This window comes from Candidatus Binataceae bacterium (assembly GCA_035500095.1).
In the GTDB taxonomy this organism is placed as follows: domain Bacteria; phylum Desulfobacterota; class Binatia; order Binatales; family Binataceae; genus JAKAVN01.
Genome location: DATJXN010000119.1, coordinates 15,638 through 39,091 on the forward strand (window position 1 = coordinate 15,638; position 23,454 = coordinate 39,091).

Genomic DNA, 23,454 nt, shown 5'->3' on the forward strand with positions numbered 1-23,454 from the left:
TCTCCGCCCGTTGTGCCGGCAGCGCAATCGCGTTGCGAAGTGCCAAGTATGCCGCGACAGAAAGAAGGGGCCGCGCGTCTGGCGACGCGCGGCCCGATGTTCCGAACAGTTTCGCCTAGAGACAATCCGCGAAGCTAAGCGTCGGGTTCACCACGGTTGGGGCACCGCCGATGACCACTATCGGGTTCGTCGGATCGGTCTGCAGCATCGAAGGTGAGCAGGTCGTTGTCACCGCGCCCACGCCATAGGCGACCGGGGTTGGTACCGGCGTCGCATAGCCGTTCGCCTGGCTTCCGACCACCGGGTTGCTCGCCGGGACCGCCAACGTAAAGCATTCGCAGTCAGTGTTCGCCGGGCAGCTCACGCTCGCGATATCCGGACAATTGGCCTGGGTCGGCGTGCCCGAAGTCGTGATCTGCGGGGGGATCGGCGTGGGAAGCGTACCGTCGATGCCTACAAACGGCGGAACCAGCGCCTGCACGGTATCTCCGGCGTCGTTGGTGAAGGGCTGCAACGCCCACACCGTGGCCGTGCCGATGGTCCCCGCTGAAGCCGCGTTCTGCGTGCTCACCAGGCCCTCGATCTGCGCCCAATCGAACGCGGGGGAACCGGCCGGCGCCGCCTCGGCGAGCAGCGGCACCGCCAGATTGTTCACTCCGATTCCGCCTGACACCGCAACATCTTTTGTGATCGTCGCATTGGAGGGCAAGTTCGGAGTCGGCAGGCTGGGCGCATCGACGACGACTTCATAATTTCCGTCGCTGGCCGGACAGAACTCGAAGCGGCCGTTGGCGTCGGCCTGAGTCATCGCGAGGAAATTCTCGACCGGTCCCGGCGTCGGCGAGGCGGTCGGGCCCGGATTGCCTACCGTGAAGGTGCTCGATTGCTGTTCGAGCCAGACCTCGGCAAAGGGAACGACGGTCGGATTGGGCGACGGCACGATCACCGCATCGTCGCTCTCCGCGCCTTCGTATACTGTACCCGCGATAAGAGCGCTGGTCCCGATCTCATTCGCATGGAGCACCGGCTTCAGCAGAAATTTGGGACCGGCGCCATGATGCGAGTGCGGGCCGCCGGCTCTGACGATCGACTGGCAAGCGTTGAAGTCAACGTCGATGTCCACCCCCTGGCCGGGTAGGAGCCTGATGCCGCCGCGGACGATCTGGCTCGACGGAATCTTGAGCCCGGTGTGCGCTTCGCTGGTCAACTTCAGAGTATGCGTCCCGTTAGCGTCAACCACGCAGTTCCACGCGTCGGCCGAGGCACAGGCGTTGGCGCCGCCATCGGGCAGCGTGACGCCGGTCGCGTCGTTGGGCTCGAGCATAATTCGAATTTGCGTGTATTTGCCGCGGTAAACCGGTCGTCACGCCGAGGGTCGCGAGGAAACATTCGTTGCTCTGCTCGGACAACAGATCCACCTGGATCGGATTCGAGGGTGAGAGATTCGGCGTCAGACTTACCCAGCCCGTCCCCACCAGATGTGCGCTGACGCCGGTGACCGTCACCCACGTGTTGGTGTAGGAGCCTGCCGGCGCGATACACCTCTTTCCAACATCCCTGACGTGCGTGCGGACGGCGCCGGACTTGCCCGGGGAGGCGTCGGCGACGCCGCGCGAGCCGTAACTCCAGAGCCCGACGAGCATCAGCGAAGCCAGCGCGCCCAGCGCCCCGATTCTCGAGATCGTGCAGGCGACGGTGCGTTCTCGATTTAATCTTTGATAGCCTTGTCTCATCTGAGCACTCCCCGCATATGCTTCGTACTGAAAAAATTATCCCTGACCCGCAATCGTATCCTTTTAGCCTCTGAGAAACTGCTTGAACCAGCACGCGCTTACATATCGTCAGCGTGTTCGCCTTTTGCGCAATGCTCGTTCCAAAACGAGAGCACTGAATCAGGCCGAAACTTTGGGCCTAAGTCTGTTTTTTACCGACCAATGATGCTTTTGCGCACGATGCCGCGTAGTTCTTACCGTTTACACCGAGGAATGCGCGGTGTTTGCAGAAGTCAGCGAAGGGCCGGCAGGCGCTCGGGAGCGACCAGGAATTCGGGGCCCTGAGCCGCGAGAGAAAAAACGATGACATCCCTGGTTCCACGAAAAGCACCCCAGCACGCCCTCGATCTCGCGCGGTTGAAGGCATCAGTTTGCCTTAGTTAACCCTAACCGATGGACCGTTTGACACCTTAATGGTTCGGCGCTAGAAGTCTCATTCAGAAACTGAATGGAGATTCAGTCGCAAGCATGAGCGTGCGCGAACGCAAAGAGCGCGAGCGCCTCGCCCGGCGTGAAACCATCCTCGCCGCTGCCGCCCAGGTCTTCGCCGCCCACGGCGTCGACGGCGCGACGGTCGAGATGGTCGCGCGCGAGGCCGAGGTCGCCGTCGGCACGATTTACCTCTATTTCTCTTCGCGCGACGATCTCTTCGTCAGCCTGATGGCCGAGAGGATCGGGAAGCTCCGCGCGCGCTACCACGAAATCCACGCACGCGGCCTCGAACCGCTCGACGAACTGCGTGCGATCGGCCGGGCCTATTTCGATTACCTGCGCGAGTCGCGCGGATTGTTCCTCGCCCAGCTCTCGGTCACGTTCAGCCAGCTCTCGCTGCGGCTTTCGCGCGCGGATGAGCTGGAACATTTCGAGCAGGTGCGGCGGCTCGGCCGCGAATGCTTCGAGCTTTATCGCGATTCGGTCGGGCGCTGGCTCGGCGCCGCCAACGCGCGGGTCTCCGGCGCCGACGCGACGCGCGCCGCGACCGTTATCTGGGCCGCGCTCAACGGCGCATTCCTGCTTACCGACGACGTCAAGATTTTCCGCGACATCACCGGGCTGGAAGCGTCGCGCCTGCTCGAGGAAACCTTCGAATTCCAGCTTGCCGCTGCCGAGGCCGTGGTCAAGCGGCCGGCGCGCGCGAGCGCGGGCGCATCCGGCGCGCCAAAGACGCCGGTTCGCCGCCGGCGTATTGCCGGGCTCGCGCGGAGTGCGCGCGGGGCCGCAGCGTCGCCCGGTCCGGATGGCGGTTCGCCCGAGCGTACGATAGAAGCACGGCCAAGCGCGCCGCCATCGAATGAGTAATCGAATGATTAGACGAGAAATCGGTTTGCCAAAGGAGATTGGCTGATGAAATTCACGTGGTTCCATTTGATGCCCTACCGCTATCTGCCCAACGACTTCAAGCAGAAGTACCGCAGCGTATGGGTGGACATCCCGCGCGACCTCTACGACCCCAAGGTCGGCCATCGGCTGTACAACGACTACCTCGACCAGCTCGAATTCGCCGACCACATGGGCTTCGACGGCCTCGGCGTCAACGAACATCATCAGAACGCTTACGGCCTGATGCCTTCGCCGAACATCATGGCGGCCGCGCTGACGCGCCGCACGCACAACGCCAACCTGGTGGTGCTGGGAAATTCGATCGCGCTCTACAATCCGCCGGTGCGCGTGGCCGAGGAATTCGCGATGCTCGACGTGCTGAGCGGCGGGCGCCTGGTCGCCGGATTCCCGGTCGGGACCTCGATGGACACCAACTTCTGCTACGGCGAAGTGCCGGCGACGCTGCGCGAGAAGTATTTCGAGGCGCACGACCTGATCGTCCGCGCATGGAAGGAAAAGGAGCAGTTCGCGTTCAACGGCAAGTTCACCAAGCTGCGCTACGTCAACCTTTGGCCCAAGCCGCTCCAGCAGCCCCATCCGCCAATCTGGATTCCGGGCGGCGGCTCGATCGAGACCTGGGGCTTCGTCGCCGACCACGACTACCAGTACTCGTTCCTGTCGTTCTTCGGCTACAAGGCGGGCAAGAAAGTTTCCGACGGCTACTGGAACGTGATGGCGCAGAAGGGCAAGGAGCTCAATCCCTACAGCCTCGGCTTCGCCCAGGTCGTCGCGGTCGCGGAGACCGACGAGCAGGCCGAGCGCGATTACGCCGCGCACATGGACTACTTCTACAATCGATGCCTGCACGTCTATCCCGGTTTCGCCGACGCGCCGGGCTACCGCACGCCCAGCACGATCAAGGCGGGCCTCACCGGCCAGGTGGGCAAGAACGCGTCGATCACCCGCGAAGGGCTCAAGTGGAAGGACTTCATCAACGACGGCTACGTTATCGCGGGTTCGCCGGCTACCGTGCGCGATCGTCTGCGCGAGGCGCTCAAGACGCTCAACTGCGGCCATCTGATGATCCTGCAGCAGATCGGCTCGATGCCGCCCGAGCTGGTGCGCAAGAGCACCGAGCTGTTCGCGCGCGAAGTGATGCCGCATCTGCGCGACCTCTGGACCGGCTTCGAGGACAAATGGTCGCCCAAGCGGCTGCCGGAGAGCGAGATGGCGAAGCCGGCGCCGCTTTGGACCGACGGACCGCAGACCAACGGCAAGACCCGGCGGCCGGGCGAATCCGAAATCAGGAGCTCAGTGAAGTAAAATGAAAACGCATCAGAAACTGCTCGGCGGAAAGTTCTCCGTCGAAATGGAAGTCACCGGCAAGGGCGAGCCGCTCCTGTTCCTGCACGGCGCGGCCGGTCTCACCGGAGCCGACCCGTTTCTCGAGGACCTCGGCCGCAGCTTCACGGTTTACGCGCCGCATCTGCCGGGCTACGGCGAGTCCACCGGCGGCGAACATATCGACGACGTGATCGACGCGGCGCTGTTTTACCACGAGCTGATGGACGAGTTGAAAATTCCGTCCGCCTATATCGTCGGCCATTCGATGGGCGGGATGTTGGCGGCGGAGGTCGCGGCGCTCGACACGCGGCGGGCGAAAAAGCTCGTGCTGGTCGGCGCGGCCGGGTTGTGGGTTGACAGTGATCCGATTCCCGATTTTTTCGCCTCGGATCTCGACGATTTGCCGGCGCTGCTGTTTCATGATCCCAAGTCGCAACTTGCGCAGATGATGCTGGCGATGCCGTGGGACGACCAGGAACTGGTGACCGCGATCTACGTCGAGCGGACCAGGCGCTTCTCGATGGCGAGCAAGTTCCTGTGGCCGCTCCCGGACCGCGGACTGAAGAAGCGGGCCTATCGGATCTCCGCGCCGACGCTGCTGCTGTGGGGCGCGTCGGACAGGGTGATACCGCCCTCGTACGCGCGCGAGTATTCGAAGCTCATCCGCAACAGCCGGGTGCAGATGATAAAGGAAGCCGGGCACATGGTGATGTACGAGCAGCCGGCCGAATTCGAAAAAGCGGTGACGGGGTTCCTCAAGGGCTAGCCGGTCACGCGCAATCGTAACGCAACCGCGCGCGGCGTCCCCAAGGGGGACGCCGCGCGCGTTTTGTTTTGACTTCCCGCGGCCGCGGGGCAGAGGCGCGCAGGCCGGGGGCGCCGCCGCCGCTTGGTTTGTCAGCCTGAGCGGCGCGAGTCCGCGAGCGGAGTCGAAGGATTCCGGCTCAGCGATGCCTAGCGCCGCTACGGTTGTCGTGGTGGCCCGATCTGCGGCGTGCGCACCGGCTTTGCCATGCCGTAAAACACGACGACACCCTGTCCGCCGCATCGGGTCGAAAGCCCCTCTGCGGGCGTGCCGATACAGCTGTCGATGTCCTGCCAGTTGTTGGTGACCCAAACGTTTCCAGCCGGATCTACGTCGATGTCTACTTCCATCTGCAGGCCGCCTCCGACGTAGCCGAGGGGAGGCGAGATCGGATCGCCAGTCTTAAAGCCGGGCGGGCAGTTCTCAGTTCTGACGCCGCACAAGTGTGCGATCTGGCCGGATGTTCCCGCGAAGTTGGAGACCCAGACGTTATCGTCGCCGTCGACGGCAACGGCCCATGGCCCCGGCAGGCTGCGGCCAATAAACGGAGAACCCGGATACGGGGAGCCATCCGGCCGCAGCAGGACCATGCTTCCGCCTGCGCGCCCGCCTTTCTGTTCCGACATGGTCTTGGTCAAGTAGTCGGAGGCGTTCGTCACACCGTGGAGCTTCAGGCGTAAACCCATATCCACCAGATGCATCATGCCCACCAGACTGTTGCCAAAACGCGCGGTGACCCAGACATTGCCTTGGCTATCGATCGCTAGACCGCTGGTGCTGAAGCCGCTTTTGAAGTTCTCGGCCTTACTCGGATCAGATGCAGGGAAGCGGGTGACGTGATTGATCCCGCTGTTGGAGACCCAGATGCGGTCCTGCTTATCAATGGCCAGGTGGAACGGCGCTACGAACGACTTGCAAGGCTCGGCGTTATCGCCTTCGCAGACAATCCGTCCCTTGGTCAAATCGCCCTTTGGGAAGTAGACGAGTTGCCTCTTCTCAACCCCCAGGACCCACACATCGCCGCTTGGCGTGACCATGACGCCCTGCATCAGTCCCAACCGGCCGTTGAAGGTGATGCCGCCGGACGGGGTCAGGGGCTTGCCATTCTTGTCGAACTCCACGATTGCTTTGCTGCCGTAAGTTGAGAACCAGGCATTGTCCTTTGCGTCGACGGCGGCGCCAAAGGTGCCGCCTTCCATCCCACCGCCGCTGAAGCCGCCGGTTATCGGCGAAAGTGCCTGGCCATTGGGGGCGAACTTGGTAGCATGTCCCTCCCACAAGGAGTCCTGGCCCTGCCAGCCAACCGAGAAATTGTCGCCTACCCAGAAGTTACCGTCGCTGTCGAATTCTCCTTTACCGCCCGCGCGGTATCCCCCGCCGTCGAACTTCAGTGGCAGCACCCATGCGCTAGGCTGCCAATTGAGGTACGGCATGTAAGGAACGGGACGCAGGTTCTTGCCCTGCGGAATCGGATAGAAGGCCTTGAGCAGGGCGAAGACGCGTTCAGGGTGGTACCACGGATAGCGCGCGATCGATTGGGCTGCCCTCAGCGTGTCACTCGGGGCGCGGCCCTTCGGCGGGGTGGCCGCAAAGAAGAGCTTGTCGCAAGCATCGGCTGTCACCTTCGTGACGCAACCCGCGAGCGCATCGGCCAGTGTCGCGAAATTCGCCATCGTTGGCGTCTGGGGGCCGTTGAGCGGACCCTGGATCGCGTCGCCCCAGCCGCCGGTTGCGAGATCGACGAAGTTGGGCACGTTGCCAGCAGCGATACGCAGTCCAAGCGCGTTTCCCTTGAGCACGGCGCCGTCAAGAAACTGCGTGTTGGTCCATACCGACGCCACGGTCGTGAACTCATTAATGACTATGTGTGCCGGCGGCCGGCTGCCGACGACCGCGAGGAGCGCAATCGCCGGATTGTTGCCGCCCGCCTGGTTGGCGGCCGGTACGCCACCCGTAGCGACCAGGTACATGCTTCTGTCGGGCGATCCGTCGACGCTCAGAACGAACCGGCCATCGTCGCCGGTTTGAGTTTGAGCCAACTGCTTAGGCGCGTCCGCACTCGCAGACCACAGCGTCACAGTCGACTTGGCGATCGGAGTGCCTCCGCCAAGCACTTGACCTTCGACGCTGTCGGCGGAGGAGGCCGGCGCGGCCAGTAGGAGCATGCTCACGGCGAGTGCGGCAATTCGGGACCAACCTATCGTTGCGGGATTGCGAGGAATCATTTCAAGTCTTGCTTCTTCTCAACTATCTTGGCGACCGAGCTGCGCTCCGGTGGCGCGAGTACAGGGAACCCTGCTCGCAGAGCAAACGCAAACGCGATTGTTATCGGCAACAGACGTTTCGATCATCGTGGCATCAAACGCGCGGAGGACCGCGCAGGATCTTTCGACTCCGCTCGCGGAGTCGCGCCGCTCAGGATGACTGAAGAAGAGGCGGGCGCGGAAGCGGCCAGCCGCGCTGCGGGAGCGGTCAGTGTCGCCGCTTGGGTGACTCGAGCGGGCGGTAGATGCGGGTACAGCTTGTACACCATCAGATAAACCACCACGCCCGTAACCGACACGTACATCCAGATAGGCCATGTCCAGCGTGCGACTTTCCGATGGCGCGCGAAGCGGCCGCTGAGCGCGCGGCCCAGCGTGATGAGGGCGAGCGGCACTATCGCAGCCGCCAGCGCGATATGGGTCGAGAGGATCGTGAAATAAACCGGCCTTACCGGTCCGCGGCCGCCGAAGCGCACGTCGCCCACGTGATAGTGGTAGATGCAATACGAGATAAAGAAGGCGACCGAGACGCCGAACGCGCTCAGCATGCAAGCGCGATGGACGCGCACGTGATGGCGGCGGATAGCGATATAGCCGCCGAGCAGCAGTATCGCAGCGCTCGCATTTAGAACGGCGTCGAGCGGAGCGAGCGCGTCGTAGGAAAACATCGGGAGATTAATCGTTGGATCCAATCGGCGGACCGCGATTGACGGCCCGCCGATTCGATCAGTTTGGTGTTTGCGATAACGACCTTCAGGCCGATGCGCGGCCGTGACGCAGCAGGCGTCCGGGGAGCGGCCCGTCCGGCGCAACCTTGTCGTCGCCGTGCTCGCGGATGAGCGTGCCGTTCACGATCACCGCGTCGATTCCGTAGGCGTCGGCGACCAGGCGGTCGGCGCCGGAGGGAAGGTCGTTGACCCGGCGGAGCCGCGAGCATCCGATCTTGTCCGGGTCGAACACCACTACGTCGCCCGCCAGTCCCGGCGCGAGCCGTCCGCGATCGCTCAGCGCGAAGACCTCGGCCGGCCGCGCCGTCAGCATCCAGACCGCGCGCTCGATTGGGATCGCCTTGCGCTCGCGCACCCAATGGCCCATCAGGTAGGTCGAGAAGCAGGCGTCGCAAAGCTGGCTCGCATGGGCGCCCGCGTCGGAAAGCCCGACCACCGTGCCCTTGCCGTTGAGCAGCGCGATCACTTCGTCTTCCTCGTAATTGAACAGCGCCATCCTGAAGCGCGCTTCAAGCCTGGTTTCGAGTCCGATGTCGAGCATCAGGTCGATCGGATCGACGCCGCGCGCGCGCGCGAGTTCGGCGAGATTGCTTTCCTCGAGTTCCGGATGGCCCGGATAGTACGAAACCCAGCTTCGTTCCCATCGATCGGCGAAGCGGCCCGTCGAGTTGATGCCGGTCTTGGCCTTGAAAATCGCGCGGAACTCGGGGTCGGCGTAAATTCTCATCTTGCCGTCGAAGTCGGCTTCGGAAATCTGCTTGAAGACCGAGAGGCTCTCGAAGATGAAGGGCTCCTTGAGCGTCATCTCGAAGTTGAGCGGGCGGCACGCGACCTGCGGCACGATCTTCATGCCCTGTTCGCTAAGCTCCTGCGATTGGGCGAGCAGGCGGCGATGGCCGTCGTTGGAGCCGGTCATTCCGGCGAGCAGCGCGGTCCAGGTGATGGTCCTGCCGGTCGCCTGAAACAGGTCCGCGAATTCCTTCAAGAACAGTTCGCGGCCCGCCGTGGCCTGGATTACGCCGCTCTTCTCCTCCGCGAGCACGCTCGCAAGCGCGGTTATCTCGCCGATTTCCGCCTTGCGGCTGGGCACCGGTTTGCCGCTGTAGCCGACGTGAGTGGGCGACTTGGAGGTTGCGAAACCGACCGCGCCGGCGCGGATCGCCCGCCGCACGATCTCGCGCATCTGGCCGATCTCGGCTTCGCTGGCCGGCCGTTCCACGGATTCCTCGCCCATCACGTAAAGCCGCGTCGGCGTATGCCCGACGAGCGCGCCGACGTTGATCGCGGAGCCGCGTTTTTCGATCGCGTCGAGGTATTGCTCGAAGGTTTCGAACGGCCATTCGTAGCCGAGCCCGGCTTCCAGCGCGTCGAGGCTCATCCCTTCGACTTTCTCGAGCGTGCGCATGATGAGGCCGCGATGCTCCGGGCGGGTCGGCGCGACGCCGAAGCCGCAGTTGCCCATCACCACCGTGGTCACGCCGTGCCACGGCGAGATCGTCATCATGCGATCCCACAGGATCTGCGCGTCGTAATGGGTGTGGATATCGACGAACCCGGGAGCGACCACGCGGCCGCGCGCCTCGATCGTGGCGGCCGCCTTGCCGGGAGCCTCGCCCACGGCGGCGATCCTGCCGTCCTTGATCGCGACGTCGCCGCCGCGCGCAGGAGATCCGGTGCCGTCGACAATCGTACCGCCCGTTATCTTGAGGTCGTAATCCATATGATTCTCCTGCAGGCTCCTTGCGCCGGTACGCCGCATGTTTGCGTCCGGCATGTGGCTTGGGAAATCCGGAAGGGACCTGAATCCACGTCCAGTTATATCGCAGCCGCAAGCGGCCGATCCAGCTAAAGCTTTTGCCGAGTCTTTGCCGAAACCCGCGCCCTGTGCCTGGTCGCGTGCGAGTCTCGCGCGCTCGCGGGCACAGGCAGCACGGTTCGTTGTAAACGCAGCGGCCGTTTAGTAAAAGTTACGGCAGGAACGGAACAACGTCTGTATCCCAGGCTCCGCCCCGGAGCCTTCGCGAGGAAGGCAAATGCAGAAACCGATCATCTCGGCGGATTCGCATATCACCGAACCGCCAAACACCTACATCGACTTCATCGATCCCCGGTTCAGAGACCGCGCGCCGCACCTGGTGCATGACGAGCGCAAAGGCGACCTGTTCATGATCGAAGGGATGTCGCGGCCGATCCCGATGGGGCTGATTGCCGCCGCCGGTAAGCCCGCCGAAGATCTGACCGTGCTCGGCATCAAGTTCGAAGAGTTGCATCGCGGCGGATGGGACCCCAACGCGCGGCTGGCCGACCAGGACCGCGACGGCGTCTCGGCAGAAATCATCTACCCGACGGTCGGGATGCTGCTTTGCAATCACAAGGACTACGATTACAAGAAGGCCTGCTTCGATGCGTATAACCAGTGGATCGCGAGCTACTGCGCGGCGCATCCCGACCGCCTGATCGGCACCGGGCAGACCGCGATGCGCTCGGTCGAAGAGGGCATCGCCGACCTCCAGCGCATCAAGGACCTCGGCCTCAAGGGCGTGATGATGCCTGGTAATCCGCAGGTCGAGGACTATGACAGCCCGATCTACGATCCGTTCTGGGAGGCCGCGATCGATTCCGGCCTGCCGCTCAGCTTTCACATCCTGACCAGCCGCGACGATGCGGTCGGCCGCGGCCGCGGGCCCAAGCTCAACAGCTTCATGTCGATCATCCGCGGCAACCAAGACATCATTGGGATGCTCATCTTCAGCGGCGTGTTCGAGCGCCATCCCAAGCTGAAGATCGTATGCGTCGAGGCGGACGCGGGATGGGCGCCGCATTACATGTACCGGATGGATCACGCCTACGATCGTCATCGCTACTGGCTCACCGCCGGCACGATCTCGAAACCTCCCAGCGAGTATTTCCGCGAGAACATCTATCTGACGTTCCAGGACGACTGGGTCGCGTTCAAGATGAAGGACCTGTGCAATTTCCGCCGCCTGATGTGGGCGAACGACTTTCCGCACAGCGATTCGACCTGGCCGTGGTCGCAGGAGCTGCTCAAAAAACATACGGCGGGGCTCACCGAGGAGGAGAAGAACCAGATCCTCCACGACAACGTCGCCGAGCTTTACCAGTTGAGCCTGTAACCGTCAGCCTGACGCGCGGCGTTCGCGGCGGCGCCGGCGAAGGAGAGCGCGATGGCGAGTGTGACACAGCTGGGTTGCCTGGGCATCGGCGTGAGCGATCTTCCGCGATGGGAGCGTTTCGCCACCGACGTGCTCGGCCTGGAACTCAACGGCGCCGACGCGGACGGCTCGACGTTTCTCCGCATGGACGAGTATCACCATCGATTCATCCTGCAGCCGGGCGGCAATGACGACGTCAACTTCGTCGGATGGGAGGTGCGCGACCAGGCGGCGCTTGGCGAAATCGCCGCGCGGCTGAAGGCCGGCGGCGTCGAGGTCACCGCAGCGACCGCGGAGCAGGCGCGTGCGCGGCGCGTGGTCGAATACCTGAAGCTCAAGGACCCGAGCGGCATCCCGACCGAGGTCTATTTCGGTCCGCTGATGACCTTCGAGCGGCCGTTCCAGTCGCCGCGGCCGCTCTCCGGCTTCGTCACGGGCGAACTCGGGATGGGCCATATCGTGGTGCGCGTGGACGACCCGGCTAAGAGTCTGCACTTCTATCGCGATCTGCTGGGTCTCAGGATAAGCGACTTCATCGACATGCAATCGCGCCGCGGCGGCGAGGGAATCATCAGCCTGACTTTCATGCACTGCAACCCGCGCCATCATTCGATCGCCTTCGGCGCCATCCCGGCGCCCAGACGGCTGATGCACTTCATGCTGCAGTGCCGTCACGTGGACGACGTGGGTTCGACCTACTATCTCTGCCAGGACCAGGGCGTGGAGATCTCGGGCACGCTAGGGCGCCACACCAACGATCACATGGTGTCGTTCTACATGCGCACGCCCTCGGGCTTCGAGGTCGAGTACGGGTGGGGCGCCCGGATCGTGGACGACGCGACCTGGCAGGTGCAAAAGCATCAGGCGCCGAGCATCTGGGGCCATCGCGGAAGCCTGGTCCCGGCCTCGCGCAAGCCCGCGCCGGTATAGCACGCGGCGCGACTTTTGCCGGAGCGCGGCCAGCGGGCCGCGGCGCCGTGCGATACGCGCGTGGCGCTTAGGCCCGCTGGTTGTACTGGTTCATCGCACGCTCGAGCCCGCTCGCGATAACCGCTTCGACCGCAGTGGCCGCGCGCTCGATCGAAGCCTTGAAGGATTCGAGCTCCGCGCGGCCCATCGCGTGGAGCACGTGCTCCCTGGCTTCCAGCCCCGGGGCGGGGCGTCCGATTCCCACCCGCACGCGCACGAACTCCGGCGTTCCCAGCACGGCGGCGATCGAGCGCACGCCTCGATTGCCGGCGTCGCCGCCGCCGCGCTTGAGCCGGATCTGCCGCGGTTCGAGATCGATATCGTCGTGGACGACGATCAGCCGCTCGGCCGGAATCTTGTAGTAGCCGAGGACCGACGCGACGCATTCGCCGCTCAGGTTGTAGTAGGTCTGCGGCTTCACCAGGATCGCGCTGTCGGCGCCGATCCTGGCCTCGCCGCAAATTCCTTTGAACTTGCGCCGGTCGAGCCTGGCTTTGGATTTCTCGGCCAGCCGATCGATTACGCTGAAACCGATGTTGTGGCCGGAGCGCTGGTACTGCTCGCCCGGATTGCCGATGCCCGCGACGACCCATCTCATCTCGCTCTTCGTCTCGGGCTTTTCGGACTGGCTCTCGGAGCCGGCGCGCGCGGAACGAAAACGCGAGAACATCTGTCCGAGCCGGCTCATCGCCGATGCCACCTCCCGCGCGCGGCGCGACCGCGCGATCAACTCCGCACGCGGCCGTTGCGCGGCGCCGCCGTCAGGGCCGCGGCGAGCGGCGCGAGCGCCTTGAACAGCGCGGCCATCTCGGCCGGCGTGCCGATCGAAATCCGCAGCGCGTCGGGCCATGCGCGAAAGAAGCGCACCAGCACGCCGCGTTTGCGCAATCCTGCGGCTACCGGACCGAGGTCGCGCCCCGGCATCCGCGCCAGCACGAAATTGGCCGAGGACTGCGGCACCGTGAATTCCATTTCGATCAGCCGGCGCGTGGCCGCGCCGCGCGCGCCCTTTACCCGCTCGACGTTGCGCCGCATCCAGGCATCGTCGTCCAGCGCCGCGGCGCCCGCGGCGATCGCGACGCGGCTCAAGTTGTACGAATCCTTGACCTTGCCGAGCTGCTCGATGATCCCGGAATGCGCGAAGCAGAGCCCAAGGCGCATCCCCGCCAACGAATACGATTTCGACAGCGAGCGCAGCACGATGACGTTGGGAAACCGTTTTACGAGGCTAAGCGCGTTGTCCTCGGCGAAGTCGACGTAGGCCTCGTCGATCGCGAGCAGACGGCCGTCGAGCATCCGCGCAAGACGCGCGAGGGTGCGGCGCGGCGTGAGCGTGCCCGAAGGCGAATTCGGATTGCATACGATCGTCAGCCGGGCGCGCGCGCGCACGAGCGCTTCAAGGGGCAGTTCGAAATCCGGCCCCCACGGCGGCGTAATCACGCGCGCCTCCTGCACGGCGGCGAGCGTTTCGTATAGCGAGTACGTCGGCGCGGGCCAGGCCGCGCGGTCGCCGGGCTCGAGTGTCGCCCTAAAGAGCATCGCCAGCAGTTCGTCCGAGCCGTTGCCCGCCATGATCATCCGCGGCGCAAAGCCGTAGCGATGCGCCGCCGCCGCTATGAAGTCGTCGGCTTGCGGCGCGGGATAGCGGCGCAGCGCCTGGCCGAGCACCGCGCGCGCCACGGCCTTGAGCACCCGCGGCGAGGGTGGGTAGGGGTTCTCGTTGGTGTTGAGCTTGACCAGGCGCTCGCCGGGCCGGGGCTGCTCGCCCGGCACATAGGGCGCCATCCGGTGGATTGCCTTGCGAAACATCACGCGTTTCCAATTATTTGCGGTTGCGTCCGCCGCGTCCGCGCGCCGCACGCGTCTCGCCGCGCGCCGGCTTCGATACTGTCGATTCGAGCAACCATCCGAGATAGGCCGCCGAGCCGGCGCCCGGCGCAAACGCGAGCATCTCGGGAACCTCGTAGCTGTGCGACTCGATCAAGCGCCGCTCGAGGCGGCGGAGCAGACTCGCGCGGGTCTTGATGAGCAGGAGAAATTCGGGCTCCTCCTCGACCGCGCCGCGCCATCTGTACACCGAACGGATCGGCCCTACGATATTGACGCATGCCGCAAGTCGCTCGTCGACCAGCCGGCGCGCGATCGACCGCGCCTCCTGTTCGCGGCCGGCGGTGGACAGCACTATTCTCGCCTGCGATGCGGACACAGCGCGTTACTCTAGCGGCCAGCGCGTATCAGTCCAAGCCGCTGCAGCACTCTGGCAGTCGCCGGGCACGGCAGCGGCGACGGCCGCGACGCGCCGTCGTGGCCGCGCGCGCTCGCGGTGCCGTCTTGCGTTTTCATTCGCGCAAGATGCGCGGCCAGCAGCGCGACGTCGCTCATGCGATCGACGTCGTACCACGCTGGGCCAAGCGCGTAGCGCGTCCGGCTGCGGCGAAGCCGCGCAAGCGTCTGGCTGAGCACGCTCGCGCGGCCCCATCGGATCGCGCGAAAAATTTCTGGCATCGGGCCGCGCACCCCGACCAGGTAGTACCCGCCGTCGAGGCTTGGCGCGATGACGACCGGCGCACGCCGCAGCAGCGCAACGCTTCGCGCGAGCAGTTCGAGCGGCAACGACGGCGTGTCGGTGCCGACAAGCGCCGCGCCGCCGGCGCGGTACGGTTCCAGCGCGTGCGCCATCCGCGCGCCGAGACCGCCGCTACCCTGGTCGACGAGCACCGCGCCGAAGCGGCGCGCGATGCGGCGGAGCCAGGGGCTGTTCGCGACGCCGCCGCCGGGTGCGCTCGCGGCGATCACAATCCGCGCGGGAGCGAGCGCGCGGCACTTGCGAAGCGCGTCGTCGATGAAGGCGCGAGCCAGCGCGGCCGCGTTCGCTGCGCCGAGGCGTGGGATGAGCCGGGTTTTGGTCTGGCCGGCGACGGGATCGCGGCAAAAGACGATCAGCGTGATGTCCCGGCTCGATCGATCCGCTGCCGACGAGCGCCGAGCGGGGCGGGGTTTTCTAATGGGCGTCGCCGCGATGCTGCGTGCGCGCGTGCCGCGCGGCTCAGTTTCCATTCCCGCCATTGTGGCCGATCCCTTTCAGGATATTTAACGGGACCTTGAGCACATTGGTCAGGAAATACGCGACCGAGGTGATCGGCTGGGGAACGACGTGCGGATTGCTGAGCGGCCCGGTCACATGGAAATACGCCGCGACGAAATGGTCGGAGGAAAGTCCACCCCCGATTATGGGCACTTTGGCGACCAACCAGTTGACCGTTTTAAACGGCACCATCCCGACCTGCATGTCGACGTTGCCGTCGGCCAGACGCATGTGGCCGAGCGCCGAAATGTTCATCACCGGGCCGCGCAGCAACAGGTTTTGGGTATAGAAATCGCCGTCGCGTCCCTTGAACTCGGCGGTCAGAGTCTGGAAGGGCACGCCGTTGACGCGCGGGTCGGGAACCTTGGCCGAGAGCCAGGTCTTGAGATCGAGGAAACTCAGGATGCGCGAGAGCAGGGCGAACTTGTGCAGCACGCCGTCGGTCACCTCGAAAGATACCGTCCCGGCCATCGTGTTGAAGAAATCGGTGTTGGAGTCGGCCCACAAGTCGCCACTGGCTTTGAGCCGGCCGCTCAGCGGCGACGGCTTGTGCGGATCCGCGAGGCTGAAGAGCGGGCCGACCTGCGCCCCGTTAACGCCGCCTTTGAGGTGAATCCAATCGTCGCGGCCGCGCCCCGAGAACTCCATGTTAGCGCGGCCCTCGAACATGTTCGCACTGAAGTTGTGAACGCTCCAGTCGCCGTTCATCTCGCGGCTGAAATCGCATCGCGCATGCGTCATCGCAAGGCGCTCGAGCGTCGCCCGGGCGGCATCGATATGACCGACCACCGGCACCGGGAAAAAATGGGCGGGCGGACTCGGCGCCCACGGCAGACGGATGAACTTCATCACTTCGAGGTCCAGCCGCCCCGCGTTGGCGACGATTCGAAGCACAGGATGTTCGAGGTCGGCGACGCCCAGCGAGAAATCGAAGGGGGCGTTCTGCAGCTTCGCCCCAATGATCGACAGCAGCATTCCGCGCCCGTCAAGGCTGAGCGTTGCCGACTCGGCCACGATCGGCGCGCGCAAAAAGCCGAGTTGCACCTCGCCTGCGCCCATCGTGAGGCGGCCGTTGGCGCGGATGCCCTGGGGGCGGCTGGGCTCGCGCACGATCGTCAGTGTGCCGCCGAGCGGGCCCCGCGCCGCAACATCCTGCGGATCGACGAGCAGCGGCAGCCACTGCTGCACTTCGATCTGATGCAGCTCGACGGCGATCTGACGCAGGCCGATTCCGCGGCCGTCGAACGTCAGGCTTCCGGTAAGCGTCACCTCTCCCGGGACCGTGGGCTTGGCGACGGTCGCCATCACACGGCGCATCTCGATAATCCTGGGCGTGACCGTCACGCTGCCGCCGACCAGCGCGATCGGCTGCGGCAGCTCCTTGTCGGTTACGCCTATAGCGCTGGTGTCGATTTTCACCATGTATGCCGCGGGCGGCGCCGGCGCCTCGGTATCGAGCGAGCCCGATCCGCTCACCTGCACCGGCGTGTTACCGGACATCCTGCTGATATGCCCCGCAGCCCTTGCCGCCAGCGCCGGAGAAAGCTGCAGCGCGACGGGATAGAGCTCATCAAGATTGAGAGTCCCGGCCGCCTTGACCTGGTAGCGGACCTGCCGATGGCCGGAGCGGAAATCGGCGCTGCCGCTCAGCAGCGGAAACGACGAATTGCCGAGCGCCGCCGATCCCTGCGAAAGCGTCACGCGGCCCTGCGCATAGGCTATCTCGCCGTTGATTCCCGAGAACGCCGGCAGCGCCGGCGGGTTCGGCAGTTTGAGGCCGACGTTTTCGAGCCGCAGCGAAAGCTGCAGCGCGTCGGAGAGCGCCCCCGCGCTCCATCCGACGTTTCTGAGTGCGCTCTGATACGTTGCTCCGATAATCGTCACCCGGCCGGCGACCGACGCCGCCTCAAGCCACGCGGGCGGTTTGGCCATCGCGCGCGCATTGTCGACCTGCGCCTTGAGCATTGCGAGGTCGATCCGTAGGGGGCCGAGATGCGCGAGCACGGCGGCGCTGTCCTTGAACGGATCGCTGAGCGTCAGATCGCCCGACGCAACCGTGGTTGTCCCGATACGCGCTTCCACGCCGGCGAGGAGTATGCGTTCGGTGGAGATCGAGTAGGGTGTCCTGAGCGAGCAATCGCCAAGCTCGATCGGCTTGCTCAGGTGTGCGCCGGAGATGCCCAGTTGGCCGACGGCAAGGTCGCCGCGGCCGTCAAGTTTGCCGGTGTCGTGCAACTGGAAGGTCGCCTCGCCGTGCGCGAGTCCGCTCACGGTCAAGCCGGCGAAAGCCTGGCGATCGAGCCGCCCGTTCCAGAACCATAGCTCTCCGCTGGTCAGGACCTCGGCGGTGGATGGACGGTTGGTGTCGATGCTCAACCGGCCACTCGCCTGAAGGCCGCTTAGCGCCGTGTGAATGCGCGGTGCGAGGAAGCCGATATTCCAGGTCTTCGCGTGCCTGCGCCGAGGCGCCGCCGTCAGCGACAACTCTTCGACCAGCGGCTGCCCGGCGGCGTCGCTGATGCGGGCGTCGGCGATCGTGACGCGCTCGACCAGGCCCGAGAACTCGCGGAACTCCTGCGCCACCGCCCGAATCGCGGGCCCGTTGGGGCGCGGGAGCAGTTGCGGGCCGAGCGCGGCCGAGCTTGCGGGGACGCGCAGCTGCGGACCGATAATTACCAACCCCCGCAGCGGAAGGCCGCCGTTCCAGACGAGCGCATGGTAGCTCAGGTAGACGCGAACCCGCTCGGCGCGTATGAGCTCGCGGCCTTCGTGCACGATGCTCGGATGTTCCAGCACCACGCCGAGATGCGCGCCGAAGTGCAGCCATCCGTCGCTCGCGGCGATCTGATAGCCGCTCTGTTCCTGGATGTGCCGGATGACCAGGCGAATCAGGCGCGCCTGGTTGCGGATCGCGATCGCCGCCGCCGCCGCAAGCAGCACGGCCAGGGAGAGCAGGGTGATCGCGGCGGCGCGCACGAGTCTCATCAGGAACCGGGTTCCCAGTCTAGATCATATGTGGAATTTAAGCGCCGCGGCGTGCAAGCCGAAAACGGCCGGGCGCGCGGTTACTCGCTCTCGGCGGTTGCGGCCGCGCCGGCCCCGGCAGTCTCGAGCCAGCCCGCGCGATGCTTGCCGCGAAGTCCCGTTTTAAGCACGCGGTTGCGCAGCCGGACCGAACGCGGCGTCAACTCGACCAGCTCTTCCTCGTCGATCCACTCGAGCGCAGTGTCGAGCGTCATCACGCGCGGCGGGCTCAGCCGCACGGCCTCATCGTGACCGGCCGCACGGATGTTGGTGAGCTTCTTTTCGCGGCAGACGTTGACCGGCAAGTTGGTCTCGCGCGCGTATTCGCCGACAATCATGCCCTCGTAGACCGGCTCGCCGGCCCCGATGAAAAAGGTTCCGCGCTCCTGAAGATGAAAAATGGCGTACGGCGTCGCGACCCCTTCGCGATCGGAAATCATCGCGCCGTTCTGGCGCGAACGGATCGCTCCGCACCACGGCGCATAACCGTTGAACACCGAGTGCATCACGCCGGTCCCGCGCGTGTCGGCGAGAAAGCGGCCGCGAAAGCCGATAAGCCCGCGCGCCGGAACGTCGTATTCGAGCCGCACGCGGCCGCTCTGATGAGTTGTCATCGTCCGCATGCGGCCCTTGCGCGCCGAGAGCAGCTGGGTGACGAGTCCGATGTTGTCCTCGGGCACATCGATCACCAGGAATTCCATCGGCTCGAGCAGCTCGCCGCCCGAATTGCGCGTCACCACGGTCGGCTTGGAGACCTGCAGTTCGTAGCCCTCGCGGCGCATCGTTTCGATTATCACCGCGAGCGCCAGCTCGCCGCGTCCGAGCACGCGCCACGAATCGGCGCCCGATTGCTCGATCCGCACGCTCACGTTGCGCCGCGACTCGAGCTCGATCCGCGCGCCGAGCTTGCGCGAAGTGACGAACTGTCCCTCGCGCCCTGCCCACGGCGCGTTGTTGACCGAAAACGTCATCGCCACCGTCGGTTCGTCGATTCTTATGCCGGGGAGGGGCCGCGGATTTTCGGGATCGGTGATGGTCTCGCCGATCTCGATGTCCTCGAGGCCCGCGACCATCACGATGTCGCCGGCGTCGGCCGATGAAATCTCGGTCCGCTTGAGCCCGCGCCATCCGTAAAGATGCGCCACCTTGCACGATTCGCTCGAGCCGTCGGCCCGCGCGAGCGCGTAGGCCGCCCCCGCGCTGAGCTTGCCCGCGACCACGCGACCGATCGCAAGGCGGCCGACGTATTCGTCATAGTCGATGTTGTTGGCCTGGAACTGCAGCGGCGCCTCGGGGTCTACTTCGGGACCGGGCAGATGATTGACGATCGCCTCGAACAGCGGTCCAAGGTTCTCGCCGTCGCCGTCGGGCCGGGTGAGCGCGAGGCCCGCGCGCGCGTTGGTATAGAGAATCGGGAAATCGAGCTGGCTGTCGTTGGCGCCGAGGTCGATGAACAGATCGTAAACTTCATCGAGCACCTCGGCCGGACGCGCGTCAGCGCGATCGATCTTGTTGATGCAGAGCACCGCGGGAAGACCGGCCTCGAGCGCCTTGCGCAGCACGAAGCGGGTCTGCGGCAACGGCCCTTCGGAGGCGTCGACCAGCAGCAGAATGCCGTCCACCATCGCGAGCGTGCGTTCGACCTCACCGCCGAAGTCGGAGTGACCGGGCGTGTCGACGATATTGATGCGCACGTCGCCCCAGGCGATCGACGTGTTCTTGGCCATGATGGTGATGCCGCGTTCGCGCTCCAGCGCAAACGAATCCATCACGCGCTCGGCCACGTGCTCGTTGGCGCGAAAGACGCCCGACTGGCGCAGGAGCGCGTCAACCAAGGTGGTTTTACCGTGGTCAACATGGGCCACGATGGCGATGTTGCGGATGTCTTTACGTCGCATTTATAGGAGGCTGATATTAAACGGCGCGGCCGAAGAGGCCGCGCCAACCCCCAGTCTACCTGCCGCCGGTCACGCTGTAAACGCGCCCTCACGGAGCCGAGGCAGAGAATTGTTAACGGGCCATTATCGATCGCGTCGCCGGATATTTACTGCGCGCCGCCGCGTTCTGCTCGCGCATCGCCGCCTCCTTCCAGCGCGCCGCGGTAAAGCCGGCATGCCGCCGATTTTGCCTGCCGCGACATTGCGCCGCGCCCGCGAACCATTGCGGGCGCGGCGGATAGCGGCGGGCGCGCCGCGTCAAGGCGGAGCGCGTCTCGATTCAGGGCGTCGCGTCGCCGGCGAGCGGGACCTGCTGGGCTTCGGCGTCGGTGGTCACGGTTAGGTCGCCCTTGACCACGCCCGCCGCTCCGGTCGGACTGAACGCAACGCCGACCGTGCAGCTTTGCGCCGGGTTGAGCGTCGCGCCGGTGCAATGGTCGTTGATGGTGACGAAGCCGGCGCTCGGCGCGACGCTGATTATCATCGCCTGCGCATTGGTGGCATTGGTCATCGTCAACTTTTTAGCCGGACCGGTCGTGTTGACCTTGACCTTGCCGAAGCCGAGCGAGGTCGGGGTAAAGGTCAGTGCGCCGGGTACGGCGACACCCTTGAGCGCGACGATTTGCGGCGCCTTGGCGGCGTTGTCGCTGATCGTCAGTTGACCGAGGGTTGTGCCGAGATCGGTTGGCCGGAAGCGAACGCCGAACGTACAACTCTGTCCTGATGTCAGCAGGGTGCGGGGCCCTCGGCTTCACCAGAAAATCGCTGCTCGCGGCGATGCCCGCGACGACCATCGGCTGCGGCCCGGGATTGGTAAGCGTCACCGTTTTGCGCCGGGCTGGTTTTTGATTCCAACGCGCCAATCAAGACGCCCGTCTGGAGCAATCTCGTTGCCCGGCGGGTCGCGCAGGCGCTTTCGATGACGCCCGCATCCCTGGTCTTCCGCCATGTGCCCATATTCGGGACCTCGGACGGAACCACCGTCGCCTGATTCGTCACCTTGGTCCCGTTCGGCGCGCGCTTTTTGGGCGTCACCGAGAAAACCACGAAGCCGTCGCCCGCGGGTGGCGCGGTGTCGGGCGGCAGGAAGCCCACCGACGGATCGGCGGGGGGCAGATTGGTTGCGGGATCGAGCGATCGGAAGGTCCACTTGACCACGCCCGTATCAGCGTTGAGGCTGCCCTGGATTTGCACCAGCAGATCCTGCGCGGGCTCCAGGTTGACCGTCGTGCTGTAGTTGTTTACGCCTGCCGGCGTAGTCACAAAGGTCGTGTTGAAGCCCACCGGCCCCAGGCTAAGCGTGGTGAGATCGACCTTGGCCGGATCGAGCTTGTCGGTAGCCACGACCTGCTGCGCGGGCAGCGTCGCCGTGGGTTCGTTCTCGAAGGAAACGGTGTAGATCAAGGGCTGACTGTTGAGCACCCAGCGCGCCTTCGTAACGCCGGCCGGACCAGTCTTGTCATTGGGGTCAACCGAACCGCCGCCCGTCGTATCGCTGTCGCTGTCGTCGTCGGCGTCGCTGTCGTCCGCGTCCTCGTCGATCTCAACTTGGACTTTGCAATCGTTCTTCGTGATCGTGTTTTCCACAAGGCCCACGATGTCCTGGATAGTCGAGTCCAGGATGGGGCTCCAGTCGGACTGCCCGACCCCATTGCTTGTCAGACACTGATTGACGGCCAATCCCTGCTGATCAAGGTACTGCGTAAGCGACATCAGGAAGTTGTTCAGCGAGAAGTTGCCGTTGAGGGCCGCGGTAACCGCGTTGGCGGGGCGGCGTTCTGCGAATTCGGCGGGAATACGCTCCAGCACACCGGTGGTGATGAGAATGCAAACGCCTCGAGGGCATACTGTGTCATGTCGGCGTAGCACTGCGGCGCAGTGTAATGTGCCGATCGTGGGGCTCCCGTTTGGCGGCTCCGGCGAAGCGTTGAGCACCGGCGCGATCGAGGCCTAGGCTGCCGGGTTGATCCAGGTTTTGAGCGGTATGTCTGTCCCGAGGATCGGCGCGGTGAAAACGATCGGAATCGATCCGCTGCCGCCGGCCGGCACCACCGGGACGATCAGAGGCACGATCGTCTGGCTGCCGACCTTGACGTCGGGCGGCACCGCCGAGACATCGATCGGGTTGCCCGTGATCTGCGGTTGAGTCAGAGTCGTGCCGATCTGGTAGCTCAGGTTGGCAGTTGGAAATGTCAGCCAGAGGCGGGCGAAGTAAGCGTCGTTGAGCCCGGTATTTCCGTACGCCAGGTTGAATGTCGAAGGCGTGCCGACCCGAATCAACGAGCGTCCGACCAGATTCGCCCACAGCTTGGCGCCGCCGCCCGCCACGACCGTGAACGAGTGCGCGGCAAGGAACGACGTTGTGTCCGGGTTCACGACCTCAACGTCGTACGTTCCGGGCGCTACCGAGGTCAGGTCAAAGGTTGCGCGCAGCGTCGCGCCGTCGGCCGAGGCCTTGACGAACTGGCCGCTCGCAACCGAGCTGCCCCCCGATTTGAGCGTTGCCGTGGCGCCGCTCTCGAAGCCTGCACCGTTCAAGACAATCGTCGTCGAGCCGAAATTGCCGCCGCTCGCGGGCGTGACCTGCCCTATCAGCCCGGCGCCAAACTCCGCGACGAAAGCGTCATTATGATCGGGCGAGGCGATGCCGTCGGCGAACTCGGTCTGCAGCGCGTTGACCACCGGGAAGTCGGTCGAGTCGGTCGCGCCACTTAGGTGGATATTGTCCTGGCTGTCGAGTGCAAAGCCCTGGCCGACGTCGTCGGCGCTGCCGCCGAGAAAAGTCGAGAATATGAGCGAGGTGCTGCCTGCGCCAGGAAGGATCTCGCTCACGACGGCGTCATTACTGCCGCCGAAGGCCTGCACCGAGTCCTTGAGCGGATAGTCCCCGCCCGATGCGCTGACGCCTCCGAAATAGATGTCACCCGACGAATCCATCGCCATTCCAAAAGTCGGAAAGTCGTTCCCGCTGCCGCCGAAGTAGGTGCCGTAGAGAAGCGTGCTTCCGTCAGCGCTGATCGCGTGGACGTAGAT

The 23,454-nt window shown here is 64.9% G+C and carries 17 protein-coding genes and 1 pseudogene; 5 read left to right on the forward strand and 13 right to left on the reverse strand.

Annotation, left to right across the window (positions count from 1 at the left end; all coding sequences use genetic code 11):
• Positions 1-115 precede the first annotated feature (115 nt).
• Positions 116-1,339 (reverse strand): annotated as a pseudogene (locus VMI09_12080) (hypothetical protein).
• 901 nt (positions 1,340-2,240) lie between these two features.
• On the opposite strand from VMI09_12080, the gene VMI09_12085 reads away from it, so the two are divergent.
• Genes VMI09_12085 through VMI09_12095 form a run of 3 tightly spaced genes read left to right on the forward strand, consistent with a single transcriptional unit; the run spans position 2,241 to position 5,202 of the window.
• The gene (locus VMI09_12085) at positions 2,241-3,071 is read left to right on the forward strand and encodes a TetR/AcrR family transcriptional regulator (GenBank protein ID HTQ25428.1); all 831 of its coding nucleotides are present in this window, start codon (positions 2,241-2,243) and stop codon (positions 3,069-3,071) included.
• Positions 3,072-3,116: 45 nt separating this feature from the next.
• Positions 3,117-4,415, forward strand: coding sequence for an LLM class flavin-dependent oxidoreductase (locus tag VMI09_12090; GenBank protein HTQ25429.1), 1,299 nt, complete (start codon positions 3,117-3,119; stop codon positions 4,413-4,415).
• A gap of 1 nt (position 4,416) precedes the next feature.
• Positions 4,417-5,202, forward strand: a complete 786-nt coding sequence (locus tag VMI09_12095; protein ID HTQ25430.1) for an alpha/beta fold hydrolase — start codon at positions 4,417-4,419, stop codon at positions 5,200-5,202.
• Between the two features lie 197 nt (positions 5,203-5,399).
• On the opposite strand, the gene VMI09_12100 is transcribed toward VMI09_12095, so the two are convergent.
• From VMI09_12100 to VMI09_12110, 3 genes are all read right to left on the reverse strand, one after another.
• Positions 5,400-7,466, reverse strand: coding sequence for a hypothetical protein (locus VMI09_12100; protein ID HTQ25431.1), 2,067 nt, complete (start codon positions 7,464-7,466; stop codon positions 5,400-5,402).
• A gap of 122 nt (positions 7,467-7,588) precedes the next feature.
• Positions 7,589-8,173, reverse strand: a complete 585-nt coding sequence (locus VMI09_12105; protein HTQ25432.1) for a DUF420 domain-containing protein — start codon at positions 8,171-8,173, stop codon at positions 7,589-7,591.
• 85 nt (positions 8,174-8,258) lie between these two features.
• Positions 8,259-9,953 carry an amidohydrolase family protein gene (locus VMI09_12110; protein HTQ25433.1) on the reverse strand — a complete coding sequence of 565 codons (1,695 nt, stop codon included), beginning with the start codon at positions 9,951-9,953 and terminating at the stop codon, positions 8,259-8,261.
• A gap of 313 nt (positions 9,954-10,266) precedes the next feature.
• On the opposite strand from VMI09_12110, the gene VMI09_12115 reads away from it, so the two are divergent.
• Positions 10,267-11,367 (forward strand): amidohydrolase family protein, encoded by a 1,101-nt coding sequence (locus VMI09_12115; GenBank protein ID HTQ25434.1) that lies wholly within the window; start codon positions 10,267-10,269, stop codon positions 11,365-11,367.
• A gap of 51 nt (positions 11,368-11,418) precedes the next feature.
• A complete protein-coding gene (locus tag VMI09_12120; protein ID HTQ25435.1) occupies positions 11,419-12,336 on the forward strand; it encodes a VOC family protein in 918 nt (305 codons plus the stop codon).
• A 67-nt stretch (positions 12,337-12,403) separates the two neighbouring features.
• Here VMI09_12120 and pth read toward each other — a convergent pair whose 3' ends face one another.
• The 9 genes from pth to VMI09_12165 all read right to left on the reverse strand — a co-directional run bounded on the left by pth (position 12,404) and on the right by VMI09_12165 (position 23,358).
• Positions 12,404-13,063: an aminoacyl-tRNA hydrolase gene (gene pth / locus VMI09_12125; GenBank protein HTQ25436.1), complete on the reverse strand. Its 660-nt coding sequence runs from the start codon at positions 13,061-13,063 to the stop codon at positions 12,404-12,406.
• A gap of 38 nt (positions 13,064-13,101) precedes the next feature.
• Positions 13,102-14,184: a histidinol-phosphate transaminase gene (gene hisC / locus VMI09_12130; protein ID HTQ25437.1), complete on the reverse strand. Its 1,083-nt coding sequence runs from the start codon at positions 14,182-14,184 to the stop codon at positions 13,102-13,104.
• Positions 14,185-14,197: 13 nt separating this feature from the next.
• Entirely contained in the window at positions 14,198-14,581 is a 384-nt protein-coding gene (gene cutA / locus VMI09_12135; GenBank protein ID HTQ25438.1) for a divalent-cation tolerance protein CutA, read from the reverse strand.
• 11 nt (positions 14,582-14,592) lie between these two features.
• Positions 14,593-15,432: a TIGR04282 family arsenosugar biosynthesis glycosyltransferase gene (locus tag VMI09_12140; protein HTQ25439.1), complete on the reverse strand. Its 840-nt coding sequence runs from the start codon at positions 15,430-15,432 to the stop codon at positions 14,593-14,595.
• Positions 15,422-18,445, reverse strand: coding sequence for an AsmA-like C-terminal domain-containing protein (locus VMI09_12145; protein HTQ25440.1), 3,024 nt, complete (start codon positions 18,443-18,445; stop codon positions 15,422-15,424). Before VMI09_12145 ends, VMI09_12140 begins: the two co-directional genes overlap by 11 nt.
• An 80-nt stretch (positions 18,446-18,525) precedes the next feature.
• Positions 18,526-20,382, reverse strand: coding sequence for a translational GTPase TypA (typA, locus tag VMI09_12150; protein ID HTQ25441.1), 1,857 nt, complete (start codon positions 20,380-20,382; stop codon positions 18,526-18,528).
• A gap of 319 nt (positions 20,383-20,701) precedes the next feature.
• Entirely contained in the window at positions 20,702-21,154 is a 453-nt protein-coding gene (locus VMI09_12155; GenBank protein ID HTQ25442.1) for a choice-of-anchor D domain-containing protein, read from the reverse strand.
• Complete coding sequence (locus VMI09_12160) at positions 21,148-22,230, reverse strand: hypothetical protein (GenBank protein HTQ25443.1); 1,083 nt, start codon at positions 22,228-22,230, stop codon at positions 21,148-21,150. The genes VMI09_12155 and VMI09_12160 overlap by 7 nt, the downstream gene beginning before the upstream one ends.
• A 141-nt stretch (positions 22,231-22,371) precedes the next feature.
• Positions 22,372-23,358, reverse strand: coding sequence for an SBBP repeat-containing protein (locus tag VMI09_12165; GenBank protein ID HTQ25444.1), 987 nt, complete (start codon positions 23,356-23,358; stop codon positions 22,372-22,374).
• Positions 23,359-23,454: the final 96 nt, after the last annotated feature.

Coding starts and splice junctions, on each gene's coding strand:
- VMI09_12085 (HTQ25428.1), top strand. CDS start 2,241: ATGAGCGTGCGCGAACGCAAAGAGCGCGAGCGCCTCGCCCGGCGTGAA.
- VMI09_12090 (HTQ25429.1), top strand. CDS start 3,117: ATGAAATTCACGTGGTTCCATTTGATGCCCTACCGCTATCTGCCCAAC.
- VMI09_12095 (HTQ25430.1), top strand. CDS start 4,417: ATGAAAACGCATCAGAAACTGCTCGGCGGAAAGTTCTCCGTCGAAATG.
- VMI09_12100 (HTQ25431.1), bottom strand. CDS start 7,466: ATGATTCCTCGCAATCCCGCAACGATAGGTTGGTCCCGAATTGCCGCA.
- VMI09_12105 (HTQ25432.1), bottom strand. CDS start 8,173: ATGTTTTCCTACGACGCGCTCGCTCCGCTCGACGCCGTTCTAAATGCG.
- VMI09_12110 (HTQ25433.1), bottom strand. CDS start 9,953: ATGGATTACGACCTCAAGATAACGGGCGGTACGATTGTCGACGGCACC.
- VMI09_12115 (HTQ25434.1), top strand. CDS start 10,267: ATGCAGAAACCGATCATCTCGGCGGATTCGCATATCACCGAACCGCCA.
- VMI09_12120 (HTQ25435.1), top strand. CDS start 11,419: ATGGCGAGTGTGACACAGCTGGGTTGCCTGGGCATCGGCGTGAGCGAT.
- pth (HTQ25436.1), bottom strand. CDS start 13,063: ATGAGCCGGCTCGGACAGATGTTCTCGCGTTTTCGTTCCGCGCGCGCC.
- hisC (HTQ25437.1), bottom strand. CDS start 14,184: ATGTTTCGCAAGGCAATCCACCGGATGGCGCCCTATGTGCCGGGCGAG.
- VMI09_12140 (HTQ25439.1), bottom strand. CDS start 15,432: ATGGAAACTGAGCCGCGCGGCACGCGCGCACGCAGCATCGCGGCGACG.
- VMI09_12145 (HTQ25440.1), bottom strand. CDS start 18,445: ATGAGACTCGTGCGCGCCGCCGCGATCACCCTGCTCTCCCTGGCCGTG.
- typA (HTQ25441.1), bottom strand. CDS start 20,382: ATGCGACGTAAAGACATCCGCAACATCGCCATCGTGGCCCATGTTGAC.
- VMI09_12165 (HTQ25444.1), bottom strand. CDS start 23,358: ATGGATTCGTCGGGTGACATCTATTTCGGAGGCGTCAGCGCATCGGGC.